Annotated in this window: 15 protein-coding genes; 6 read left to right on the top strand and 9 right to left on the bottom strand. The window is 70.1% G+C overall.

Annotated elements, in window-relative coordinates; translation table 11 throughout:
- The first annotated feature begins 11 nt into the window (after window positions 1-11).
- The gene (locus tag O9280_RS13235; protein ID WP_298343604.1) at window positions 12-995 is read left to right on the top strand and encodes a class I SAM-dependent methyltransferase; all 984 of its coding nucleotides are present in this window, start codon (window positions 12-14) and stop codon (window positions 993-995) included.
- Window positions 996-1,011: 16 nt separating this feature from the next.
- Window positions 1,012-2,304, top strand: coding sequence for an acetyl-CoA C-acetyltransferase (locus O9280_RS13230; RefSeq protein ID WP_298343600.1), 1,293 nt, complete (start codon window positions 1,012-1,014; stop codon window positions 2,302-2,304).
- On the opposite strand, the gene O9280_RS13225 is transcribed toward O9280_RS13230, so the two are convergent.
- The 6 genes from O9280_RS13225 to O9280_RS13200 are packed head-to-tail and all read right to left on the bottom strand — an operon-like array spanning window position 2,288 to window position 8,658.
- Window positions 2,288-3,220 (bottom strand): hypothetical protein, encoded by a 933-nt coding sequence (locus O9280_RS13225; protein ID WP_298343596.1) that lies wholly within the window; start codon window positions 3,218-3,220, stop codon window positions 2,288-2,290. The genes O9280_RS13230 and O9280_RS13225 overlap by 17 nt on opposite strands.
- Window positions 3,221-3,225: 5 nt before the next feature.
- Window positions 3,226-4,167 (bottom strand): hypothetical protein, encoded by a 942-nt coding sequence (locus tag O9280_RS13220; protein ID WP_298343595.1) that lies wholly within the window; start codon window positions 4,165-4,167, stop codon window positions 3,226-3,228.
- 9 nt (window positions 4,168-4,176) lie between these two features.
- Window positions 4,177-4,962 carry a pseudouridine synthase gene (locus tag O9280_RS13215; protein WP_298343593.1) on the bottom strand — a complete coding sequence of 262 codons (786 nt, stop codon included), beginning with the start codon at window positions 4,960-4,962 and terminating at the stop codon, window positions 4,177-4,179.
- Window positions 4,959-6,623, bottom strand: a complete 1,665-nt coding sequence (gene ubiB / locus O9280_RS13210) for a ubiquinone biosynthesis regulatory protein kinase UbiB (RefSeq protein ID WP_298343729.1) — start codon at window positions 6,621-6,623, stop codon at window positions 4,959-4,961. The genes O9280_RS13215 and ubiB overlap by 4 nt, the downstream gene beginning before the upstream one ends.
- Entirely contained in the window at window positions 6,623-7,264 is a 642-nt protein-coding gene (locus O9280_RS13205) for an SCP2 sterol-binding domain-containing protein (RefSeq protein ID WP_298343590.1), read from the bottom strand. The genes ubiB and O9280_RS13205 overlap by 1 nt, the downstream gene beginning before the upstream one ends.
- A 47-nt stretch (window positions 7,265-7,311) precedes the next feature.
- Window positions 7,312-8,658 (bottom strand): hypothetical protein, encoded by a 1,347-nt coding sequence (locus O9280_RS13200; RefSeq protein ID WP_298343587.1) that lies wholly within the window; start codon window positions 8,656-8,658, stop codon window positions 7,312-7,314.
- 156 nt (window positions 8,659-8,814) lie between these two features.
- Between O9280_RS13200 and O9280_RS13195 the strand changes: the two genes are divergently transcribed.
- The 4 genes from O9280_RS13195 (at window position 8,815) to O9280_RS13180 (ending at window position 15,096) form a co-directional block, all read left to right on the top strand.
- Window positions 8,815-9,204, top strand: a complete 390-nt coding sequence (locus O9280_RS13195) for a hypothetical protein (protein ID WP_298343585.1) — start codon at window positions 8,815-8,817, stop codon at window positions 9,202-9,204.
- Window positions 9,205-9,392: 188 nt separating this feature from the next.
- The gene (locus O9280_RS13190) at window positions 9,393-9,785 is read left to right on the top strand and encodes a hypothetical protein (protein ID WP_298343727.1); all 393 of its coding nucleotides are present in this window, start codon (window positions 9,393-9,395) and stop codon (window positions 9,783-9,785) included.
- Window positions 9,786-9,842: 57 nt separating this feature from the next.
- The gene (locus tag O9280_RS13185) at window positions 9,843-12,320 is read left to right on the top strand and encodes a methyl-accepting chemotaxis protein (protein WP_298343582.1); all 2,478 of its coding nucleotides are present in this window, start codon (window positions 9,843-9,845) and stop codon (window positions 12,318-12,320) included.
- A 160-nt stretch (window positions 12,321-12,480) separates the two neighbouring features.
- On the top strand, window positions 12,481-15,096 hold the full coding sequence (locus O9280_RS13180; RefSeq protein ID WP_298343577.1) for a methyl-accepting chemotaxis protein: 2,616 nt from the start codon (window positions 12,481-12,483) through the stop codon (window positions 15,094-15,096).
- A 232-nt stretch (window positions 15,097-15,328) separates the two neighbouring features.
- Here the strand turns inward: O9280_RS13180 and O9280_RS13175 are convergent, their stop codons facing one another.
- The 3 genes from O9280_RS13175 to O9280_RS13165 are packed head-to-tail and all read right to left on the bottom strand — an operon-like array spanning window position 15,329 to window position 20,092.
- Complete coding sequence (locus O9280_RS13175; protein WP_298343575.1) at window positions 15,329-15,724, bottom strand: response regulator; 396 nt, start codon at window positions 15,722-15,724, stop codon at window positions 15,329-15,331.
- On the bottom strand, window positions 15,721-18,939 hold the full coding sequence (locus tag O9280_RS13170) for an ATP-binding protein (protein WP_298343573.1): 3,219 nt from the start codon (window positions 18,937-18,939) through the stop codon (window positions 15,721-15,723). The genes O9280_RS13175 and O9280_RS13170 overlap by 4 nt, the downstream gene beginning before the upstream one ends.
- A gap of 58 nt (window positions 18,940-18,997) precedes the next feature.
- Window positions 18,998-20,092 (bottom strand): hypothetical protein, encoded by a 1,095-nt coding sequence (locus O9280_RS13165; protein ID WP_298343571.1) that lies wholly within the window; start codon window positions 20,090-20,092, stop codon window positions 18,998-19,000.
- Window positions 20,093-20,141: the final 49 nt, after the last annotated feature.

The raw sequence follows: 20,141 nt of genomic DNA, 5'->3' as shown, positions 1-20,141 counted from the left end.
GGCCCTGCGCCTTGTCCTCCTCCCCCGAAAGCTACAAAGCCGCGTGGAACGCGCGTTCGGCCACGCTATCCGACGGCATGGCCGCCGTCGATGGCAGCGCCGACGAGTCGGTGCTCGCCGCCACCGGTGCGTTCACCGCGTCGCAGGTCCATGCCGCCCTGGAACTCGTGCCCGCCGATCGGGTGTTCGAGATCGGCTGCGGGGTCGGCCGCATCGGCGCCCAGCTCGCCGGGCACGTCGCCGTCTGGCACGGCATCGACATCGCCGAGAACATGGCGGCCCTCGCCCGCGCGCGCGTCGACTCGCACCCGGGCGCCACCGCCACCGCGGTGGACGGCCCGCACCTCAAGCCCTTCGCCGATGCGTCGATGGACAAGGGCTATTGCGTGGCCGTGTTCATCCACATGGACAAGGAGGACATGGTCCTCTACCTGCGCGACGTCGCGCGGGTACTCAAGCCCGGCGGCCTGTTCTACTTCGACCACTGGAACCTCTCGAACCCCGTCGGCTGGCAGCGTTTCGCCTACGAGGTCGACCAGGTGGCGCGCGGCGACGCGGCCGAACGCAAGGACGTCGCCCGCAACCAGTTCTGCACGCCGGAGGAGCTGCGCCTTTACGTGCGTGCCGCCGGCCTCGAGCTCGTGTTCGAGCACACCGACGCGCATCTCGTCGGCATGGTGGCGCGCAAGCCGGAGCATCCGCTGCCGGCCGTGGCGCCGTCGCCCCTGCCCCTCGACCGCTCGACGCTCACCGCCGGTTCCGCTGCCGTCGCGGAGCGCCTCGAGGCCGCCCGCGCCGACATCGGCTTCTCGCCGCGCTGGGTGCAGTGCTTCGCCGAGGCCTGCGAAGTGCTGATCGGCGGCCTGCACCCCGCCACCATGCTCGACCGTTGGCGCGCCGAGCCCGGCCCGCCGCCCGAAGTGGCCATCCATATCGCATGGCTCGACGCGATCTGGCACCGTCACCCCCATCTCTGGCCGCCCGTCGCGGCCTGATGTCTCCCGGAGTCCCGTGTCCATGAATCCCCGCCCCGCCCGCCGCGTCGCCATCCTTGGTGGCCAACGCATCCCGTTCTGCCGCAACAACACCGCCTACTACGACGTCGGCAACCTCGGCCTGTCGATCAAGGCGGTCGGCGCCGTGGTCGAGAAGTTCGGCCTGCATGGCGTGCAGCTCGGCGAAGTGGCCATGGGCGCCGTGCTCAAGCATTCCAGCGACTGGAACATCGGCCGAGAGGCCGCGCTGTCTTCGGGGCTTTCGCCGTACACGCCAGGCATCACCATGCAGCGCGCCTGCGGCACCTCGCTCGATACCGTCATCACGGTGGCGAACAAGATCGCGCTCGGCCAGATCGACGCCGGCATCGGTGGCGGCTCCGACACCACGTCGGACGTGCCGATCGTGCACAGCAAGGGCTTCCGTCGCCGCCTGCTGAACATGAACATGGCGAAGACCGCGGGCGCGCGCATCGGCGCGCTGCTGAAGGGCTTCTCGTTCAAGGAGCTCGCGCCCGAGTTCCCCGGCGTCGCCGAGCCGCGCACGGGAAAAAGCATGGGCGAGAGCTGCGAGATCATGGCCAAGGAGTGGGGCATCACCCGCGCCGACCAGGACCAGCTGGCCTTCGAATCGCACAGCAAGGCCGCCAAGGCCTACGCCGACGGCTTCTACGCCGATCTCGTGGTGCCGTTCCGCGGCGTCGACCGCGACAACATCCTTCGCCCGGAGACCACCGCCGAGAAGCTCGCCACGCTGAAGCCCGCCTTCGACAAGACCTCGGGCAAGGGCACGCTCACGGCCGGCAACTCCACGCCGCTGACCGACGGCGCCTCGGCCTGCCTGCTGGCTTCGGAAGAGTGGGCGGCGGCGCGCGGCCTCGAAGTGCAGGCCTACCTGCGCGACGCGCAGGTGGCCGCGGTGGATTTCGTCCACGGCGACGGCCTGCTGATGGCGCCGGCCTGGGCCGTGGCGCAGATGCTCAAGCGCAACAACCTCACCCTGCAGGACTTCGACTTCTACGAGATCCACGAAGCCTTCGCCGCGCAGGTGCTGTGCACGCTGAAGGCCTGGGAATCGGCCGAGTTCTGCAAGGAAAAGCTCGGCCTCGACGCGCCGCTCGGCAGCATCGACCGCAGCAAGCTCAACGTGGTCGGCAGCTCGCTGGCACTGGGCCACCCGTTCGCCGCCACCGGCGCGCGCATCGTGGCGACGGCGGCGAAGCTTTTGAAGCAGAAGGGTTCGGGCCGTGCGCTGATCTCGGTCTGCACCGCCGGCGGGATGGGCGTCGTCGCTATCGTGGAGCGTTGACCGACGGCGGGTTGAACACCGCCGTCGACCGCACCAGGCCGAGCACGTCGAAGTCCTCGAGCGGCGTGCCCGGCGGCACCGGGTAGCCGCTCACGTGGATGATGCTGCGCTCCTGCAGCCTCGCCTCGCGCATGGCGGCTTCGAAGTGCTTCTGGAACAGGGCGGAGTAGCTGCCGTCGGCCAGTGCGCGCTGGAAGCCGCGCTCGATGGCGCGCGCCAGGTCAGGGCGCCGCGGCGTGACGTGGAAGTAATCGTCCAGCGGGTAGTAGAGGGCGATGCCCGGCACCACCACGAGGCCGCTACCGGCCAGCCGAGGGTCGGCCAATTCGGGGCCCAACTCGTTGACGCCGCGATTGAGGTAGTCGAAGCGGCCGGCCCGCAGCATGTCGAACAGGCCCGGGTAGTTGTTGCCGGTCGACAGGCGGAAGCCGAGGTCGGCCAAGGCCTCGCGATCCATCCAGGTGTCGCCATAGCCCATCACGAAGTCGCGCTTGAGCGTTTCGAGGTTCTCGATCCGCATCATGCGTTCGGCATCCGCGGGGCGCGCCAGCAGCAGCCGCATGCCCAGCAGGCCGCGGCGCAGGGGCTTCCGAACGACGATCAGCCGGCTGCGGTCCGAGGCCAGGTTGGGCAGGGCCACGACGTCGACGTCGCCCTGTCGCGCCGCCTGCAGCGCACGCGGCTGCTTCATGGCATCGATGATCTCGACCTTCCACCCGCCGCCGGCGCGTTGCAGGACCAGCACGAGCAGCTCGGCGCTGAAGTCGAAGCGCTGGTCGCCCGGCTCGCCGCGGCCGGGGAAGCGCACCTCGCGGGTCGCGGGCGCCGCCGTCGCGGACTGCGCGGCGACGGGCAGGGATGGGCAAAGCGCCAATGCGGCGAGCAGCATCGGAAGCGCGAGCCACGGCCGCCGCATCGCTGCTACTCCGCGCCCACGGGCTCGCCCAAGGGCTGGAAGACGCCCCGCGAGCGCACCAACCCGAGCACGTCGAACTCCTCGAGCGGCGTTTCGGACGGCACCGGGTAGCCGAGCACATGGACGATGCTGCGCTCGCTCAGGCCGATCTCACGCATGGCCTCGCCGTAGTGGCGTTCGAACAACGCGGCATAGCTGCCGTCCGCCAGCGCGCGCTGGAAGCCGCGCTCGATCGACCGCGCCAGCGCCGGGCGTTGGGGCGACACGTGGAAATAGTGATCCAGCGGGTAGTACAGGGCGATGCCCGGCACGACGACCAAGTCGGAGCCCGCGAGCTGCGGCTGCTGGCGTTCCGCGTGCAGTTCGCCAACGCCGCGGGTCAGGTAGTCGAAGCGCCCGGCACGCAGCATTTCGAACAGGTCGGTGTAGCGGCTGCCGTACTCCATGCGGAAACCGAGGCCGGCCATCACGTCGCGATCGAGCCAGTTCGCGCCGTAGCCCATCACGTAGCCGCGCTTGAGCTCCTCGAGCGACCCGATGGTCATCAGGCGCTCGGCCATCTCCGGGCGGGCCAGCAGCACGCGGACCCCGAGCAGGCCGCGCTGCAGCGGATGGCGGACGGGGACCAATCGCGACTTCGCCGACGCCTGGTGCGGCAGCACCACGACGTCGACGAGTCCGTCGTGCGCCGCTTGGATGCGCCGTGGCTGGTTCATGCCGCCGACGATCTCGAGGCGGAACCCCTCGTCCGACTTCGCCAGCACCAGCGCCAGCAGGTCGGCGGCGAACGCACCGCGCACGTCGCCGGGTTCCTCGGCGCGACCGGGGTAGCGGACCGTCTTTTCCGCCACGCGTTGCGCCAGCGTCTGCGCCTCGACCGGCGACACGCCGCCACCGAGCAGCAGCGTGCTCAGGACGGCGGCGGCGAGGGCGGGGAAGCGGACCATGGGCCGAGGCTAGGGCGCGGCCCACGACGATTCAAGCTGCCCCGCGTCACGAGGCGGCGGCGGTCGTCCAGCCCAGCCCAGCGCGGCCAAGGCCTTCACGAATTCGGCATCCAGCGGCGCCTCCACGACCACGCGCCGGCCGTCGACCGGGTGCGTGAAGGCGAGTCGCCACGCATGCAACAGCATCCGGTGCACGCCGAGGTGCATGCGGAACATGCGGTTGCGCGCGCCGTCGCCGTGGCTGGTGTCGCCCATCAGGTGGTGATGCCGGTGCTTCAGGTGCCGGCGGATCTGCCGGAAGCGCCCGGTGTGTGGCGTGCACTCCAAAAGCGCGAAACGCGACTCGGCGTGCTCGCCGTAGGCCCAGGGCATCGCGCCGGTGGCCAGCACCCGGTACGCCGTCTGCGCCGGCTTCTTCTCCGGCTTGCCGGGCCCACCGTCGAGCGGGTGGTCGATCACGTCTTCCGCGGGCTCGGGCCAACCCCGGCACACGGCGAGGTAGGTCTTCTCGACGGCGCGGGTCATGAACTGCTCGCCCAAGGCGCGGGCCGTGTCCTTGTCGAAGGCCAGCAGCAGGCAGCCCGAGGTGGCGCGATCCAGCCGGTGGATCAGGTGCACGGGCCGGCCGAACTGCGCGCGCAGGCGGTCGGCGAGGAAGTCGTTCTCGCCGCGGGCGAGGCCGCTGTCGTGCGCCATCAGGCGCGCGGGCTTGTCGACGACGGCGAGCTGCGCGTCGGCGTACAGGACCGGGACGGCGAGGTCTTCCGGCGTGTGTTCGGCGTCGGTGCCGCTCATCGCCGCCGCGGCCAGGCGGCGACGAAGCAGGCCAGCGCGCCGGCGCCGGCGATCCAGGTCGCCGCGCGCACGCCGCCCCAGGCCGGGCCGCCGGCATCGAAGCCGAACAGCACGGCCGCAGTGATCATCAGGCCGGCACCGAGGATGGCGTAGACCGCGGCGTGCTGGTTGATCGCCGAAATCCGCGCCAGGTCGGCGATGTCGGTGGAGTCGATGCGGATGCGGTGCCGGCCTTCCACCTGCTGCGCGAGGAAGCCGTGGATCAGGCGCGGGAACTCCGGCGCGCGGGTGATGATCTCGGGCAGGCGCTTCTTGAATTCCTCGGCCAGCCACGCCGCGCTGTAGCGCTTCTTCAGGATCTCGGTGAGCACCGGCTGCGCCACCGCCCAGATGTCGAGCTTCGGGTCGAGGTGGCGGGCCACGCCTTCGATGTTCAGCAGGGTCTTCTGCAACAGGATCAGCTGCGGCTGCAGCGTGAGTTCGTACTGCTGCGCGGTCTTGAACAGCTTCACTAGCACCTCGCCCAGCGAGATCTCGGCGAGCGGGCGGGTGAAGTAGGGCTCGCACACGGCGCGCGTCGCCGCCTCCAGATCGTCGAGGCGAAGGTGCGCCGGCATCCAGCCGGCTTCGACGTGCAGCTCGGCGATCCGGCGGTAGTCACGCTGGAAGATCGCCATGAAGTTCTCGGCGAGGTAGTACTGATCGTTGGCCGAGAGCTGGCCCATGATCCCGAAGTCCAGCGCGATGAAGCGCGGGTTGTCGCGTCGCGCGGGGTCGTCGTCGACCCAGATGTTCCCGGCATGCGCGTCGGCGTGGAAGAAGTTGTCGCGGAACACCTGCGTGTAGAACACCCGCACGCCCTTGGCGGCGAGTTTCTCGCGCGAGATGCCGGCGGCCTCAAGGGCCGCGATGTCGTCCGACGGAATGCCGGTGACGCGCTCGAGCGTCAGCACGCGCTCGTGCGAATGCGTCCAGAACACCTCGGGCACGTAGAGGTCGTCGCTGTCGAGCCAGAACCGGCGCAGCACCGAGGCGTTGGCGCCTTCGCGCTGCAGGTCGAGTTCGCCGCGCAGCGTGGTCTCGATCTCGGCCACGACCTCGTGCGGGCGGATCTTGTCGGCGCGCGGGTGCGTCTTCGCGGCCACCTCGGCCAGCGCCTTCAGCAGCGAGAGGTCGGCGTCGATCTGACGGTCGATGCCGGGACGCACCACCTTCACCACCACGGCGCGGCCGGCGCTGCCATCGCTGTTCCGAAGGCGTGCGGCATGAACCTGCGCGATCGAGGCCGAGGCCAGCGGCGTCTCGTCGAATTCGGCGTAAAGCACATCGATGGGCTGACCGAGCTGCGCCTCGATGATGCGCCGGGCCTCCGCACCGTCGAAAGGCTGCACGCGGTCGCGCAGCAGGGCCAGGGCGTCGGCCACGTCGGCGGGCAGCAGGTCGCGGCGCGTGCTCAAGATCTGCCCGAACTTCACGAAGATCGGCCCCAGCTCCTCCAGCGCGGCGCGCAGGCGCTCGCCCCGTGGTGTGTCCGACGTGCCGCGGCCGAGCGGGCGCAGCACCCAGCGCAGCTTGGCGAACGGCGTGCCTTCGAGCAGGGCGTCGAGCCGGTGCTTGAACAGCACGCGGACGATGCGCAGCGCGCGCAGCGGCGCGGCGATCATCCGGCGGGCCCCGAAGCGTGGTGGCGCGCGACGCGGGCGGCCAGCCGCTCCACGCGGTCGCGCAGCGCATCGACGTCATCGAAGAAGGCCTGCTGCTCGGCCTTCGGCACGAGGTCGCGCGATTCCTCGGTGAGGTAGTCGGCACCGGCCTTGGCGAACGCGGCGCCCTGCACCCGCGCCTCGCGCAATCCGGCACGCACGGCCTTCGCGACCTGCGGGCCGATCACCGGCCCGAGGGCGTCGGCGAAGGGCTGCTCCCAGTCGGGGTCGAAGCCTTCGGCCAGGCGCTGCAGCTGGCGCGCCAGTTCGGCGTCGCCGCTGATCCGCACCTTGCCCACCGGGGTCGCGCCCGAGGACTTGAGGAAGGGCAGCTGGCCGAGCAGGGCGCCGAGGCCGGCGCGCACCGCGAGGTCGGGCTCTTCGCCCTGCGCCGGGCCGACGCGCAGCGCCTCGCCGTCGACGCGCAGCTCCATCGCCAGCGGCGGGGATTCGAGGTGCAGCTGCAGGCGCTGTCCGTCGAGCGGAGCCAGCGCGGCCCGCGTTTCCGGGTCGAGCGCCAGGGCGCGGTTGAGCGCGGTTTCGAGCAGGCGGCCGGCGAGCGGCTTCAGCGCGTCGAAGGGGGAGCGGGGCGAGGTCATGCGGCGATTCTAGCGGGCGGGCGTCACGGCACCGTGCCCGCCGGTGCTCAGGGGCTCAGCAGGAAGTTCAGCAGGTTGTTCTGGAAGTAGCGGTTCGCCAGCAGCCGGCCGTGGTTCTCGCACAGGAAGAAACTCTGCCGCAGCGGCACGAAGCCGTGCGCACCGGCGTCCTGCGATTCGCGCGTCACCAGCCCGTCGCCGGCGGCGCGCATCAGCCCTTCGTAGTCGACGCCGTCGATCGGCGCATCGACCTCGCCGGGCTCGAAGGCCAGCACGGCGCGTTCGCCCACCGTTTCCAGCACCGCGCCGGACAGCGTCAGCTCGCAATCGCCGCCGAAGGCCGCCATGCGCAGCCCCTTCGTCGGGAAGGGGCGGGCCAAGGCCTCGTTGAATCGGCGCGCGCGGCGCAGGTTGCGCTCGAAGTTGGCCTGCATCACCGAGAGCACCAGCCGCCCTTCCGCGCCGTCGCCCCAGGCCTCGCGCACCCGCGCCTCCACCTCGGGCGAAAACACCGACCAGCGGTTGTCGCGCCAGATCGTGGGGTCGTAGAGGTCGAGCGGCAGGGCGCGGCCCCCGCGGTCGTACACCACCTGCGTGTGCGGGTGCGGCAGGGTTTCGAAGACGGTCGAGAAGCTGGCCAGGGCCTCGATCGGTACCGTGCGCAGCCCGAAGCGGAAGCCCTGCTGCAGCCGGCGCAGGCTGGACACCGAGCCGAGGTTCGGCGTGCCGAGCATGGCCACCCGCCGGACGCGCTTCCCGCCCTCCGCCCAGGGCTGCGGCTGGGCGGCCTCCAGCACGTCTTCCGGGCCATAGCGCAGGTAATAGTTCGCGATCAGCCCGCCGTTGCTGTGGGCGAGGATGTCCACCCGAAGGTTCGGGTCGTCGAAATCCTTGCGGATCTGGTCGATCAGCGCGTGCAGCTGCCGCACCGCAACAATGTTCGGCTGCCGCCAGTCGTAGGCCAGCGTGTAGTAGCGCCGTCGCCAGCCGTTGGTGGGCGGGTGGCCCGGCTCGCCGGGGGCGAAGCGGCCGGCGCCCTCCAGTGTGCCGAGCAGCTGGCCGTAGATGTCGTAACGCCCGAAGTCGCGGATCAGCGGTCCGGCGACGAGGCCGTCGTCCGTCTCCCAGTCCGGCCCGATGCGGGCGAGCCGCGCGTAGTCGCTGAAGGCCATGGTCGAGAGCGAACCGGGCCATTGCTCCTCGCCGGTCCGGCGGTCGACGAGCCGCGAGCCCATCAGGCCGGGGATGACGATGACCGGCGGCTGGGTCGGGTCGCTGGCGGCCCGGGCGTAGAGCGTCTCGAGGTCGGGGCCCTGGCGGCTGGCGCAGCCGCCGAGCAGCAGGGCGAGCAGGATCAGCGTCGCGCGCAGGACAAGAGGGGGGTAGGCCGGCATGCGCGAAGCATAAGCGTCGAACTCCGTCACGGAATGAACAACGCCCGAGCCAAGCCCGTCACGGAACGCGAGCTCGGCGCTGGCAAGTGCGGGGCGCGTCGGCCCAGCATCCGCCCACCCCGCCGTGCCACCTCATTCGACCGAAAGGAAACCGTCATGCGCACCCTCCTGCTCTGCACCGCCGCCGTCGCCAGCCTCGTCGTCGCTTCGTCCGCCAGCGCGCAGGCCGGAAGCAACCGCATCCGCGGTGAGATCCCCGTCGTCCAGGCCGCCCAGTTCGTCGGCAAGGAGGGCACGGTATGCGGCGTCGTCGATGGCGCGCGCTTCGCCGAGAACGCCGAAGGCCAGCCGACCTACCTCTTCATGGGCGGCAACTTTCCCGGCCACAAGTTCTCGGCCCGCATCTGGGGCCGCGACCGCGGCGACTTCGACCCGGCGCCCGAGACCCTGGCCGGCCGCACGGTCTGCGTGACCGGTGATATCCGCACGGCCAATGGCCGGCCCGAGATCGTCGTCCGCGGGGCCCGCAACCTCAAGGTCTCGTGACGGAATCGGCCGAAGGGCGACGTGCCCCTCGCGGCGCGTCGTGCGCTGTGCCACGATCCCCCAAGAGGGGAATCGTCAATTCGCGTTCAAGCCTGTCCGGGCGCCGCCGATCACGGCTTGGATAGGTTCATCATGCATTGACCGTCCGGGTCCGTCCCGGCGAATCGACCAGGGGGTGCTTCGTGAGCATGCGTTCCGGTGTCGCTGCGTTTTGCGTCGTGTGGTTCTGCGCGACGTCCAGTCCTTCCGCCATGGCCCAGGCCGGCAGCAACCGCATCCGCGGTGAGATCCCCGTCGTGCAGGCCGCCCAGTTCGTTGGCAAGGAAGGCACGGTGTGTGGCGTCGTCGACGGCGCCCGCTTTGCCGAGAATGCCGAAGGCCAGCCGACCTTCCTCTTCATGGGCGGCAACTTCCCCGGCCACAAGTTCTCGGCCCGCATCTGGGGTCGCGATCGCGGCGATTTCAATCCGGCACCCGACACGCTGACCGGCAAGACGGTTTGTGTCACCGGCGAGATCCGCACATCGAATGGCCGCCCCGAGATCGTCGTGCGCGGCGCGCGCAACCTCAAGGTCAAGTAATCCGTTTTCCTCCGACCCTTCCGGGCCGGGGGCCACATTCGAGTGCAAGGATTCCGAATGGACTGGCTGCGCAACCTCAAGATCGCCCCGAAACTGCTGCTCGCCTTCGGCGTGGTCGTCGTTCTCATCATCGTGTTGGCCGTCAGCGCCTTCCGCGGGCTCAATACGCTCAACGACGCCACGACCGAGATCTCCCAGCGCTGGATGGTCGAACTGACGACCTCGCAGGACCTCAAGTCGGAAGCTGCGGCCTACCGCCTGCAGAACTTCCGACTCGTGCTGCGCACCTCCGAGGAGGCCAAGGAGTCGGCGCGCGGTGAGATCGAGAATCACAAGTTCAACTTCGAGGATCTGCTGGTTTCGCTGGAATCCACCGCCATCAACGAGGAAGACAAGGCCAAGGTCGCTGCGATCAAGGCGGCCTGGGAGGCCTACGTGGCCAACACCGGCGAAGTCACCTCGGCCTATGACATGGGCTTCGTCGACGAGGCCTTGGACATGTTCCTCGCCGACAACCGCGCCAAGTACGAGGAAGTCGCCACGCTGATCCAGGAGCGCGTCGACTACGGCTTGCAGGGCTCCACCGCTGCGCGCACCGGCGCGGAAGAGGCCTACGAGACCGCGGAGGGCGTGATCTGGACCAGCCTGCTGGTCGCCATCGTGCTGGCCGTCGTGCTGGCCCTGCTGATCGCCCGCGCCATCTCGAAGGGCGTCAACTCGGCCGTGACCATCGCGAACGCCGTGGCCGGCGGCAAGCTCGACAACGTCATCGACACCAAGCGCAAGGACGAGATCGGCGACCTGTTCGCGGCGCTGAATCGCATGCAGAACGACCTCAATGGCCGCATCGAGGCCGACCGCCTCGTGGCCGAGGCCAACCTGCGCATCAAGAACGCCTTGGACAGTGCCAGCGCCGCGGTGTTGATCGCCGATGACGGCGGGCAGGTGATCTACGCCAATGGCTCGCTCTCGCACCGCTTTGCCGACCTCGAGGAGCGCATCGCCCAGCGCTCGCCGGGCTTCACCGCCGCGAACCTCGTCGGTTCCTCGCTCGGCGAGCTGACCGGCATCGACGTGCTCGCTGCCGATGCACTCGCGTCCATCACCGACACCCACGTGGTCGAGCGCGAATTCGTCGGCCGCATCTTCCAGCTCAGCGCCACGCCGATCCGCAACGCCGAGGGCGAGCGCCTTGGCACCCTCGTCGACTGGCGCGACCGCACCGACGAAGTTTCGGTCGAAGCCGAAGTGCAGGGCGTGGTGCAGGCCACGGCCCGCGGCGACTTCTCGAAGGCCATCGCCGAAGAGGGCAAGAGCGGCTTCTTCCTGACGCTCGCGACTGCCCTGAATGCCGGTTTCGCCGGCACCCGCGGCACCCTCACCGAGATCGGTCGCGTGATGGGCCTCGTCGCGCAGGGCGACCTGACGGCAAGGATGGACGGCCACTACGAGGGCCAGTTCGCCGAGATCCGCGACAGCATCGAGGGCAGCGTCACCCAGCTGCGTTCGCTGATCGGGCAGATCCAGATGGCGGCCGGCCAGATCAACACCGCGGCCTCCGAGATCGCCGCCGGCAACCAGGACCTCTCCGCGCGCACCGAGCAGCAGGCGGCCAACCTCGAGGAGACCGCCGCCTCGATGGAAGAGCTCACCGCGACGGTGAAGCAGAACGCCGACTCCGCGCGCCAGGCCAACCAGCTCGCCAGCGGCGCCGCCGGCGTCGCCGAGCAGGGCGGCGAAGTGGTGGGCAAGGTCGTCACCACGATGCGCGAGATCGAGGATTCGTCGAAGCGCGTCGCCGACATCATCAGCACCATCGATGGCATCGCCTTCCAGACCAACATCCTCGCGCTGAACGCCGCGGTGGAAGCCGCGCGTGCCGGCGAGCAGGGCCGCGGCTTCGCGGTCGTCGCGAGCGAGGTCCGCAGCCTCGCCGGGCGTTCGGCGCAGGCGGCGAAGGAGATCAAGGAGCTGATCGAAGCCTCGGTGGAAACCGTCGGCGAGGGCTCGCGGCTCGTGCAGCAGGCCGGCGCCACCATGGCCGAGATCGTCGGCTCGGTGAAGCGCGTCACCGACATCATGGCCGAGATCAGCGCGGCCTCGGCCGAGCAGAGCACCGGCATCGAGCAGGTCAACCAGACCATCACGCAGATGGACGAGACCACGCAGCAGAACGCCGCGTTGGTTGAAGAAGCCACCGCCGCCGCGCGTTCGATGGAAGACCAGGCCCAGCAGCTCGCCGAAGCCGTGGGCCGCTTCAAGATCGCCGACACGGCCGCGCCGGCCGCCGCAGCGGGCTCGTCGGCTCGCTCCGCCGGCAGCGCCATGGCCGCGCCGTCCACTGGCGGCACGCGCAACATGCGCGCCACCAGCCCGGCACCGCGCGCTCCGGCCAAGCCCGCTTCCGCAGCACCCGCGCCGAAGGCCGCCGCAAAGCCGGCGGCGCGTCCGGCGGCGCGCGTCGAAACGCCGAAACCGGGGGCTTCGCGGGGCAAGTCGGACGGCGCGTCCGAGGGCGAATGGACCGAGTTCTGAGGAACTCAATCACCACGCCGGTAACGGCGTGGCGATCGCATCAAGGGCGGCATCAACAACTGTGAAAACGAGATCGCCGACGCCTTGCTGGCTTCGGCAATCGATTTATGCTCGGGACCGCAGCCGTCGGGGCTGGGCGGTCCATCAGGGGGGAATCGCGATGCTGTCGTTGACGTCGATGCTTGGCCGGCTTTCGGTCGCCCGGAAGTTCCAGTTGATCGCGCTGCTCGCCCTGATCGCCGCGGGCATTCCCGCTGGCCTCTACATTCGCAGCACGTCGGCGGCCGTCGACATCAGTGAATCCGAGGTGGCCGGCGCCCGGCCGCTGGTCGAAATGCTCGATGTGCTGGTGGCCCTGCAGGAAGCCCGTGGCCGGCACGCCCTGGTGCTGGCCGGTTTCGCCGACCAGCAGGCGGCACTCGACGCGGCGCTGGGCAAGGCGACGACCCAGCGCGAGGCGCTGGTGAAGCATCTGGGCGAAGCGGATGGCCGCTTCGCCGGCACGCAGGCCGGCCTCGAAGCGCTTGCGGCCGACGAAACGGCCCTGCGCGAGGCGATCGCCAGCAGTGGTCTCGACACGAATGCCTCGTTCGAGCAGTTCACCGCGCTGATCGCCCGCTATTACGCGGTGCTCGATGTGTTGCACGACGAGTCCGCCTACACCTACACGCCTTTCGTCGACATCTACCACCTGCAGAACCTCGTTGCGGTCACCGCGCCGCACGTGCTGGAGCTGCAGGGCCAGATGCGTACCCGTGCGATGCACCATGCGATGGGCGGCAACGCCGATCCGGTGCTCGCGGGCCGCCTGCATTCGCTGCTGGCGCTGGAAGACGGCGCGATGGCGGTGAACGATCGCGAGCTCGCCAAAGTGCTCGCGCAGCGAACGGACCTCGCCGCCCGTTACGAGCCCGCCGAAGCGGACGTCGAAGCGCGCCGCGCCGCCGCCCGCGAGGCCCTGCAGGCGCAGCTGGACGGTGCGCCGCCGCCGGCCGATGTGGTGGCGTACTTCGAGCAGTTCTCCGCGGCGATGGAGGCCCAGCGGGCCTTCGTGGCCCTGGCGGCCAAGGACATGGAGGCGCTCTCGACGGAGAACCTCGCGAATGCGAAGCGCAGCCTCGCGCTCACGTCGGTGTCGCTGGTCGCGCTGCTGGGCCTGATGGCCCTGATCCTCTGGCGCATCGCCGCGGCGGTGACCCGCTCGGTGGCCTACAGCGTCAAGGTGGCGGGCCGCATCGCCAACCTGCAGCTCGACAACCCGATCGAGATCCAGTCGGAGGACGAGCTGGGCGACCTGCTGCGCGCCCTCAACACCATGCAGGCCAAGCTGTGGGAGCAGATCGAGCGCGAGCGCGAGATCGCCACCGAGAACGCCCGCGTGCGCAGTGCGCTCGACGTGGCCACCAGCGGCATGATGATTGCCGACGCCGGCGGGAAGATCGTCTACATGAATCCGGCGGTCGCCAAGGTGCTCAGGGACGGCGAAGCGGTGGTTCGCGAGCGCCAGCCCGAGTTCCGCGCCGACCGGGTGATGGGAAGCGCCTTCGACCCGTTCGATGGCGAACCCGGGCAGCAGCGCAATCTGATCGTCGGCCTGAAGGCCACGCACCGCGCCCGCCTTTCGCTCGGCGCAATGCATTTCGACCTGGCGGCGACCCCGGTGTTCGATGTCGATGGGCAGCGCATCGGTACTGCTGTGGAGTGGCAGGACCGCACCGCGGACACGAACTTCCGCCACCAGCTTCGCAACGCGGCCCAGAAGGCCGCCGCCGGCATCCTCACCGCGCGTGTCGAAGTCAATACCGGCGAGGAGCGCTACGCCGAACTGGGCCGCATCTTCAACTCGCTGATGGACCTCACGGCGCAGGCTATCGACGAGGTGCAGCGCACCATGGCCGCCCTCGCCGAGGGCAACCTCACCGTGCGTTCGACCGCCCAGATGATGGGCAGCTTCGGCGAGCTCAACAGCAACGCCAACGCCACCGCTGAAGCCCTCGCCCAAGCGATCGGGGAGGTGCAGCAGGCCGTCGGCGCCATCAACGATGCGGCGGCCGAGATCGCCTCCGGCAACATGGATCTCTCCAAGCGCACCGAGCAGGCCGCGGCCAGCATCGAAGAGACCGCCGCGGCGATGGAGGAGATGACGGCGACGATCAAGCAGAGCGCCGAGCACGCGCAGCAGGCCAAGCAGATCGCGACGCGCGCCGCCGAAGTGGCCGGCGACGGCGGCCAGACCGTCGAGGCCGTGGTGCGCGTGATGCGCGACATCGAGGACAGCTCGCGGCGCATGGCGGACATCACCACCACCATCGACGGGATCGCCTTCCAGACCAACATCCTCGCGCTGAACGCCGCCGTCGAAGCCGCACGCGCTGGCGAGCAGGGCCGTGGCTTCGCCGTGGTCGCCGCCGAGGTGCGCGCGCTGGCGCAGCGCTCCGCGACCGCCGCGAAGGAGATCGCCCAGCTCATCAACGAATCGGTGACCAAGATCGCCGAAGGTGCCAACGTCGCCCAGCGCGCTGGTCGCACCATGAGCGAGATCGTCGGCTCGTCGCAGAAGGTGGCCGACATCATCGGCGAGATCACCGCAGCGAGCATCGAGCAGGCCAAGGGGCTCGGCGAGGTCAACAACGCCGTCACCCAGATGGACCAGTCGACGCAGGCCAACTCCGCCCTCGTGGAGGAGATGGCCGCCTCGGCGCAGTCCATGAGCGACCAGGCCCACCAGCTTTCGGAAATCGCCTCGCGCTTCGTGCTGCCCGGCGGCGGCCGCTAGTTCGGCCCCCGGCGCCGCCCGGCCCGGGGTGGGATGGCCGGCACGGTTTGACGCCGATTGACAAATTCATGATGCGCAATCGTTGTGGTTGAGGCATCATGGAAATGTTCCAGCCATATTCCAGCGCCGGGGGGCGTGGCAGCCGCGCGAGAGCGTCGCAGCCAGGAGGGCCGGAACACAAGCCAGGAGTTCCGGGGGGAGCTCCTGGCTTTTTTTTGCCCGGAATCCGGGCTTAGCCCGGCAAGTCCTGCCAGATGGCCCGCACGCGCGCCGCGAGGGTCAGCGGGTCGAACGGCTTGGCAATCAGGTCGACGGCACCGAAGCGTTGGAACGAGGCGCGATCGGCGTCCGTCGCCAAGCCCGTGACGAAGACCACCGGGATCGCGGCCAGTTCGGGGTCGGAACGGAGCACGCCGAGGGCTTGCGCGCCACCCATGCCACCGGCCATCGAGGCGTCGAGAAGGATCAGGTCGGGCCGGTCGCTGCGCGCGGCGGCGATGGCCTCTTCCCCGTCGGCGGCGAGAGTGACCCGCCAGCCGCCCAGGGTGCCGAGCGCGACCTCGAGGATCATCCGCATGTCGGCGTCGTCATCGGCGCAGAGGATGTGCTGCAGGGGGCGCAGGTTCACGGTGGGGCGTCCTTCGGACGGGTCGAGGGCCCGTCGGATTGTAGGGCGGCGAGTTCATGGTCGAGCGTCGTCGCGAGCCCCTCGATGGGCTCCGAGGGGACCTTGGCCGCTCGTTCGAGGGCGCCCGCTGCGCTGCTCACCTCGTCGAAGCCGAAGGTGCCGGCGCTGCCCTTGAGGCGATGGGCGAGCTGCACGAGGGCCTCCCGGCCTTGGCCTGCCGAAACGAGCTGGAGGGCTTCGGCCAAGGCCGCGCGCTCCTCGGGCACCTTGGCGCTGAAGCGCTGGCGGATCTGGGCCAGTGCCGCGGCCAGGGGGTCGGGCGCCGCCGCCGGGGTGCTGGGGGCCACTGGAATGGGGGAGGGCGCAGGCACCATCGGTGCCGTCATGTCGGCCGCCAGCAGGTGGCGTGCCAGCACGGCATGCAGCGCATCGATGTCGACCGGCTTGGCGAGTGCGCCGTTGCAGCCGAGCGCGATGAATGCCGCGACGTCGTCCTCCATCACATCGGCACTGCAGGCGTAGACCGGCATCGCGTGGCCCTCGCGGCGGAGCTGCGCCACCGCGTCGCGGCCGTCCATCACCGGCATGTGCATGTCCATCAGGACGAGATCCGGCGCCGCGGCGGCGAGGCGGTCCAGGGCCTCGCGACCGTTCACGGCCTCGATGACCTCGGCGCCCGTGGCCTCGATCCGGGCGCGCAGCAGCGCGCGCAGGTCGTCGACGTCGTCCGCCAGCAGCACGCGGCCGCGCAGGCGCGGCGTCTCGCGCTGCAGCGGTGTTTCGGTCGCCGGTAGGTCCTCGCCGTCTTCGAGCCAGGGCGCATCGAGGCCGATCGGCAGTGCCAGCAGGAACCGGCTGCCGGTGCCCGGCGTGCTGGTGGCCGTCAGGTCGCCGCCCATCTGCCGCGCGAGCTGGCGCGAGATGTACAGGCCGAGCCCGGTGCCACCGTAGCTCCGGGTGGTCGAGTCGTCGGCCTGCTCGAAGCGTTGGAACACGCGCTCGCACTGCGCCGCGTCCATCCCGATGCCGGTGTCCTCGACTTCGATTGACCAATGGCGGGTGGCGGCGTCGGCACGGACGCGTACCGCGACGAAGCCGTGCGGCGTGAACTTGATGGCATTGCTGAGCAGGTTCAGCAGCACCTGCTTCAGGCGCAGCGGGTCGGCCAGCACCTTCGCCGGCAGCGGCCAGTGGGCCGAGAGCACGAGCTGCAGGTTCTTCTCCAGGGCGCGTGGACGCAGCAGCTCGATGGCCTCGCCCAGCAACGGCAGCGGCGCGACCGGTTGCTGTTGTACGCGCAGTTGGCCGGCTTCGATCTTGCTGGCATCGAGCACGTCGTTGACGATCTCGAGCAGGTGGCGGCCGTTGCGCACGACCGTCTGCAGGCTGCGACGCATCTCGCCAGGCCCTGCCTCGTCGCGAAGGCCCTGTTCCGAGTAACCGAGAATCGCCGCCAACGGCGTCCGCAGCTCGTGGCTCATGTTGGCGAGGAAGCTGGATTTCGCCGCGGCCAGATGCTCGGCGCGCGACAAAGCCTGGCGGAGTTCGATGGTGCGCTCTTCGACGCGCGCCTCCAGTTCGCGGTTCAGCGCCTGCTGCTGTTCGGCGGCGTCGCGGAGCGCCGCATGCATCGCTTGCAGCCGCGACTCGGCCGCCTCGAAATCGTGGATGAGTTCCGACAGTTCGGCACTGCTCGCTTCCATCACGCCGGCGAACCGGGAGCCGTTCCGCGAGGGGTCGAGCCCCCGCAGGCGATCCACCACTTGCGCCAGCCCGCGCGCGTGGCTCTCGGCGAAGCGCCGCGCGAGCCGCTGCAGTCCGACGATCAGTGCCAGAACGAGGAGGGCCGCCAGCAGGGAGCGCAGGGTCTGCCGGCGTTCGAGGGGGCGCAATGGCTGCAGCACGCGCACCTGCCAAGCGATGCCATCGACGTCGTGCACGGCCACCAGGAACTGTTGCTTGGCATCGAACACCAGCCTTGGTGCCGCGTAGAGGCGCTGCGCCCACCACGGCTGGGCCGCGTGGCCGTCAAGGCGCCCGCGGGCGATCACCGAGCTGGTCTTCACCGGCAGGTCGGGGAGGCTGGACATGACGATCTGCCCGATGGCATCGCTGACGGCATAGCGCAGGGCCGCGGTATCGAGGCGGTTGCGTTCTTCCAGCACCAGCTGGCCGAGTGAGAGAGAGCCCTGCAATACGCCATCGATGCGGCCATCGCTCGCCCGGACGGGCGCGGCCACGGCGACGATCAGGTCGCTGCCGATTCCGCGGCCCTGGAACACTGGCGAAACGGTGGGCTCGCCGCGGGCGACGGTTTCGCGGAAGTAGGCGCGGTCGGAGACGTCGCTGGCGCGTTGGCGAGGTGCTTCGCCCCGGAGCATCGAGTACTGGACCTGGCCGAGGCCGTCGGCGCTGAGCAGTGACAGGAATCCGGGGTGCACCGACGACACCTGCCGCAGCAGGGTCGGCGCGCCGAGGATGGGCAAGGAAAGCGCGGCCTGCGCCACGGCATCGCGGTGGCGGCGGACTTCCTCCGACGTGCCGACGGCCAGCTGTTCGGCCTTGCCGTCGATGAACAGCGCCGTGCGTTGCACGTCGACCTGGTGTCCCCATTGCACCAGCATCGCGATGACGACTGTCGCCGGAGCGGCCATCAGGGTGGAGAGCTGGACGGAAAGCTGCAGGGCCATGGGCTGGCCCGCGCGCTGCCGCCTCGAGCGCGTGACGCTGGCGAGCTGGCGGCCACCGACGATGGACGTGGCGCCGGTCGTCAGCACCACGGCGAACCCGCCCAGCCAGAGCCAGGGATCGTTGATGCCGGCGGGCAGGGTGATCCACGCGACCACGGGCGACAGCGGCAGCCAGACGCGCCACCACAGCGTGAACGGGCTCCATGGCTGCAGCCGCCATCGGGCGACGAGAATGCACTCGAGCACGGCGAGCGAGACCCACAGCGGGTTCCCCGTGATGCCGCTGGCAACCAGCGCCACCGGCAAACCCATGCGCAGTCCGAAGCGCATCGCGACGGCGACCGCCGCCATGTTCCCGACGAGGAACGGGGTGCTGCCCGGCAGCTGCATCGCGAGGCTGTTGGCGATGCAGGCCAGCAGGGTGAACTGAAGCAGGACGAGGCTGCGCCCGCGCCAGTCGACGCTACGGGCTCCCGGCGTCACGGAGGCCGGGTCGGCGGCGGTTTCCGGGAGAGGGTTCGGCAACGTCGGTCGTCCGCAGCCTGCGATCTGCGGACGATATCAGGGCGGCGCCGGCCGTCGACTACTGGAGGTGATCCTCGACGACGGGCTGCTCCTCGCGGGGTTCCTCGCGCGGCTCGAAGCGGGGCTCCTCGCGGGGTTCGAAACGCGGCTCCTCGCGGGGTTCGAAACGGGGCTCCTCGCGGGGTTCGAAACGGGGCTCCTCGCGGGGTTCGAAGCGGGGCTCCTCGCGGGGTTCGAAGCGGGGCTCCTCGCGGGGTTCGAAGCGGGGCTCCTCGCGGGGTTCGAAGCGGGGCTCCTCGCGGGGTTCGAAGCGGGGTTCATCGAAGCGCGGCGGTTCCTCGTGCGGCTTGCGCTCGAAGCGCGGCATCGGCGTCTCTTGCGTCGGCGCGTCGACGAACACGGGCTGCGGCTTCGCCCGTGGCATGGCCTCCGGCATCGCCGCGGGCTGGTCGGGTTGTTCCCAGTGTTGTTCGCGCGCCGCGGGGCGCAACGCTTCGCCGCCAATGCTCGGGCCGGTCATCACCGGGAGCGAGACGTCGGGCCCGACACTGCGCACGGCCGGCTTCGGCATCGGCCGCGCTTCCACCGGGCGCGGCTCCTGCGGGCGCGGCACGTGCGGCCTTGACGGCGTGTAGCCGCGGCCACGGCCGTACCTATAACCGTAACCATGGAGGTAGTAGCCGCCGCCCCACGGCCGGTAACCGCTGTTCCAGGAGGGCGACCAGATCCACCGGTTCGACCATGACGGCGAATACCACGAGGACCAGTACCACGTGGGTCGGTAGCCGCGATGGCCGTAGACGATGCGCACCGACGAACCGCTGTAGCCGAAGTACGGATCGAGCGCCCACGCCGAGCCGTAACCGCGGTAGCCGTAGAACCAGCGGTCGTAGGGATCGTCGTCGTAGCCGCCGTAGCGCGGCGCGTCGTACTCGTAGCGCCGGACCCGTCCGTCACGGTCGTAGCGATCGTCGTAGCGATCGTCGTAGCGATCGTACGAACGCTCCTCGTAGCGGCGACCGTCGTCGTAGGGATCGTACGTGCGCGTGTAACTGCCGTCCTCGCGGTACACGCGCCGCTCGACGACTTCGTAGGTGACGCAGCCGCTCAGGACCAGCGACGACAAGGCAAGGAACGCGGTGCGGCGCAGCATGGGGGCGGTCTCCGGGTGGGCCAATCCATCATCCGCCGCCGGAGTGAAT

The organism is Silanimonas sp. (assembly GCF_027531545.1).
GTDB lineage: Bacteria > Pseudomonadota > Gammaproteobacteria > Xanthomonadales > Xanthomonadaceae > Silanimonas.
The sequence above is the reverse complement of the archived record's forward strand: the minus strand, read 5'-3'. Positions and strand labels throughout refer to the sequence as shown.